Here is a 4,017-nt window from a genome sequence, read left to right as displayed (position 1 = left end):
AGTAATTTCCTGTGCGTCACTCCCAGCCGCCATCTTTACCTCGCGCTTCCCTTTTCGAGGAAAAGTAACAGAAAGGTCTCGTCGCAGTCAACTTTAAATCTTCAAATCTATAGTTTTAGTAGGCTATACAAAGAAACGTGAGCGTCCCCCGCCTCAAGGGGCGAATATTGCGGGTGGAAAGGGATGAAAAAAGGCGGCCGAAGCCGCCTTCTTAAAGCTGGAATGATGTCAGGACCGCCTTCGACGGGGTGGGGGTGAACTTTTCAACTGGGAGAAGCAGCAGGGAATGATCAGGCGCGGAGAGTTTTGACCTCGCCGGCGATGAGCTCTGCCGCACGATCGACCTCGTCGACGGTGGTGTGCCTGCCGAGACTGAGGCGGACGGCGCCGAATCCCTGCTCCCGCGACAGACCCATGGCCTTCAGGACTCCGGAGAGTTCGCCCTTCCCGTCGTGACAGGCGGAACCGGTGGAGGCGGCGATTTCGGGGATCTGGGCCAGGAGAGCCGCGCCGACTACGCCTTTGAAGCTGACATTGAGGGTATTGGGAAGCCGGTCCGTGGCGTGGCCGTTCAGCGCCACCTCCCCGGCCAGCTCGACCAGCCTGGCATGGAACCGCTCCCGCAGCGACAAGACCTTTCCTCCTTCCGTGACCAGCCTTTCGGAGGCCAGCTCCGCAGCCTTTCCGAGTGCCACGATATAGGGGACATTCTCGGTCCCTGCCCGCCTTCCCCCCTCGTGCCCGGCGCCGTGTAGGTAGGAATTGATCTTGAGGCCCCTGCGGATGTAGAGGGCGCCGATCCCCTTGGGTGCATAGAGCTTGTGCCCCGCGACGGTGAGCAGATCGACCGCCAGTTCATCCACCCTGGTGGAGATTTTCCCGACTGACTGGGCGGCATCGGTGTGGAGGACAATTCCGCGCTCTCTGGCAATGGCGCCGATCTCAGCCAGCGGCTGGATGGTGCCGACCTCGTTATTGGCGTGCATGATGCTGACCACTATCGTCTGGCTCGTTATGGCGCCGCGGACCGCCTCGGGATCGACCCTCCCGGTACCGTCGACGGGGAGGTGGGTGACGGAAAATCCCTGCCCCTCCAGCCAGTGAAGCGGATTAAGCACCGCCGGGTGCTCGATGGCCGAGGTGATGATGTGGTTTCCCCGGTGGCGGTTGGCGAGGGCGGTCCCGATCAGCGCCTGGTTGTTCGACTCCGTTCCGCCGCTGGTGAAGATAACCTCCGCCGGGTCGCAGCCGAGGAGCGCCGCCACCCTGGTCCGGGCCAGTTCCACCGCTTCTTTTGCCCTCTTGCCGTAATGGTGATTGCTGGAGGGGTTGCCGAAGCCATCCTTGAGGTAAGGAAGGAGCTCCTCAACGACTGCAGGATCAATGGGGGTCGTAGCGTTGTAGTCGAGGTATATGGGGTCCATGTCTAGCCTCTCAGGTGGGATGTCCATTTTTCTTATACCGCTAAAGGAGCATCCGGGGCAAGGGAAACCGGGGAACCTGGGGAGTCCCCAACGGGGGTGAACCTGGACGGATCGAGGGGGTACCTTCCGTACTGCCGTGCGGCGGCCACCAGCGCATGGATATTCTCCGGTGGCGTGTCTATGGGAAGTCCGCAGCCCAGCCCGAGCAGGTATCCTTTCGGCGTGTCCCATGCCTTGCTAAGACACTCCCGGACGTCGGCCCGCACCTCCTCCGGCGTCCCCAGGTACATCGACGCCGTGGGCCGTACATTGCCAAGGAGCGCCACTCGATGCCCCACCTGCTCCTTGGCCTGGCGCAGATCGACTGCGTCGTCCAGACTGAGCACCGAAGCGCCGGTATCCGCCATATCCTCCCAGATGCGGGTAGTGTTGCCGCAGACATGCAAGGAGGGAGCGCTGCCGGCAAGTTCTCTTATTGCCGAGCAGACCTCCTTCAGGTAGGGAAGCGCGAACTCCCTGAACTGCGCGGCGCCGATCATGGTGCCGGAGGCGGTGGGATCTGCCAGCCCAATCCTGGCGCCGCGCTGATAGGCGGCCCTGGCGAAGCGGACGATGCTGTCGGTGGCGTGCCGCAGCAGACGGTGGGCGAAAACCGGGTTCTTGTGAAGGTCCCGGAGAAAGCGCTCAGTCCCCCGCATCCCGGCGGCAGTCGTGAACGGGCCGGCGCAGGTCATGCTGAGCGGCACCTGGTCGCCGATCTCCTTCAGGACCAGGCTAGCCGCGTCGAGAAAGATCGGCAGACGGCCATCCCGCTCCGGATCCGGCACTTTCAGGGTATCGAGCACCCCCTCGCTCTCCACCACGTTGGCCGCGATATACGGGGTACTGTCGGGAAAGGCGACCTTGCTCCCGATAGCCTCGGCAACGCCGGTTAGGCCGGGACCGGTGTTGACGTTGTCAGCCCCATAGAGGCGCCAGGCGGCAATCTGCCCCTTGGCCATCAGCGGTGCCGAGTTGTTGTAGTCACCAACCGTGACGCCGATGACCCTGGCGGCATGGTCGCTGATCAGCAGGTTGACGGGAATCCGGTCGTAGGGCTTTCCCGTCAACGCCGCCACCGTCCGCTCCTTCGAGGTCATTGTCTCCTTGAAGACCGCACCAGTCATCTCACCTCACCCCCTGCCGCGGCTCGCGGCACCCAGGAAGTCCAATTTAAATGGCAGCCGCCCTGCTCCTGACCTCGCCCGTCTCCATGGCCAGCAGGGTGTCCGCCCATTTGAAGGCCCACTCGTGCAGCCCCTTCTCGTCCAGCGGTTCCGGAACCTTCGAATCGGTGTGCTCATAGATCTTCCGGGCCAGCCCCTTGTAGACCTTGGCCTGCTCCGAATCTATGAAGGCCTCGATGGTGGTCTTTCCCTGGAGCTCGGACTGGGTCACCGTTACCGAACGCGGGACGTACTCGATCACCTGGGTCCTGGTCTGGGCCACGAAGTCGTCCACGATGTCCTTGGCATAGCCGGTGTTGATGGAGTTGGCAATGACTCCCCCCAGCAGGGCGCCCCCGTTATTGGAGTACTTCTTGATGCCCTTGAAGAGGTTGTTCGCCGCGTAGATGGCCATGAAATCTGAAGAGGAGACCGTGAAGACGTGCTCTGCGATTCCCTCCCGGATCGGTACCGCGAACCCGCCGCAGACCACGTCCCCCAGGACGTCATATACCACCACGTCAAGGTCGAGCTCCTCGAATACCCGCAGTTGCTTGAGGAGCTCAACCGAGGTGATGATGCCCCGCCCGGCGCAGCCGACACCAGGAGCCGGACCGCCGGCCTCGACGCAGTAGATGCCGTTGAACCCTTCGAAGATCACTTCGTTGCTCTTGACCGTCTTCTTCTCGCGCAGGGTGTCGAGGATGGTGGGGATGTATCCGCCGCCGCGCAGGGTCGTGGTCGAATCGCTCTTCGGGTCGCAGCCGATCTGCATGACCTTGAGTCCCAAAGTCGACAGGGCTGCGGTGATGTTGGAGGTGGTGGTCGACTTGCCGATGCCACCCTTGCCGTAAATTGCTATGGTTTTGACCTTCTTCCGCGACATCATTAGCTCCTTTTTTTGTTGAAATCTGTTCCGGTTTTTAATCTTCCGCTATGAGATTGTCATCCCCGAATGCCCTTATCAGGGATCCAGATGACAGTTTTGGAAGCTGGCGGAAGATTGCTGATCAGGTTCTGAGTTGTGATTCGTTCCTAGAGTGCGGGACAAAGGCTATCCAGCAGGCCGGGGGCAGCCGGCGCCGGGATCGGCATCATGGCCGATGAGCCCGATGGCGTCGGCGCGGCACTGGCGGCAGTGGCGTAATTGCCCGATTATCTTCTCATTTGACGCCCTCACCCGCTCCAGCAGTTCCGGTGTCGGAGGCGCGGCATGGGCAAAGTCGGCCTGGGGAATGAGGGGCATGACGTTCATCACCAGTGCCCCCAGCGACTTGACCTTCCTGGCGATCTTCTCCACCTCCCCTTCATTCACCCCGGGGATCAGGACGGTGTTGACCTTGACCGTGATTCCCAGCCGGACTGCCAGCTCGATCCCGGCCAGCTGC

3 protein-coding genes and 1 pseudogene are annotated in these 4,017 nt (G+C 61.9%); all 4 read right to left on the bottom strand.

Features of this window, described 5'->3' with window-relative positions; genetic code table 11:
* Positions 1–290 precede the first annotated feature (290 nt).
* Positions 291–1,424, bottom strand: a complete 1,134-nt coding sequence (locus AC11W3_RS19920; RefSeq protein WP_484090067.1) for a cysteine desulfurase family protein — start codon at positions 1,422–1,424, stop codon at positions 291–293.
* Between the two features lie 32 nt (positions 1,425–1,456).
* Positions 1,457–2,590: a uroporphyrinogen decarboxylase family protein gene (locus AC11W3_RS19915; protein WP_484093618.1), complete on the bottom strand. Its 1,134-nt coding sequence runs from the start codon at positions 2,588–2,590 to the stop codon at positions 1,457–1,459.
* A 46-nt stretch (positions 2,591–2,636) separates the two neighbouring features.
* The gene (gene nifH / locus AC11W3_RS19910) at positions 2,637–3,515 is read right to left on the bottom strand and encodes a nitrogenase iron protein (RefSeq protein ID WP_484093617.1); all 879 of its coding nucleotides are present in this window, start codon (positions 3,513–3,515) and stop codon (positions 2,637–2,639) included.
* Positions 3,516–3,683: 168 nt separating this feature from the next.
* A pseudogene (locus AC11W3_RS19905) lies at positions 3,684–4,017 on the bottom strand (radical SAM protein); the annotation flags it as partial.

The organism is Geomonas sp. (assembly GCF_056994735.1).
The sequence above is the reverse complement of the archived record's forward strand: the minus strand, read 5'-3'. Positions and strand labels throughout refer to the sequence as shown.

Bases quoted from the DNA above. Each gene is read 5' to 3' on its own strand.
- AC11W3_RS19920 (WP_484090067.1), bottom strand. From the start codon at position 1,424: ATGGACCCCATATACCTCGACTACAACGCTACGACCCCCATTGATCCT.
- AC11W3_RS19915 (WP_484093618.1), bottom strand. From the start codon at position 2,590: ATGACTGGTGCGGTCTTCAAGGAGACAATGACCTCGAAGGAGCGGACG.
- nifH (WP_484093617.1), bottom strand. From the start codon at position 3,515: ATGTCGCGGAAGAAGGTCAAAACCATAGCAATTTACGGCAAGGGTGGC.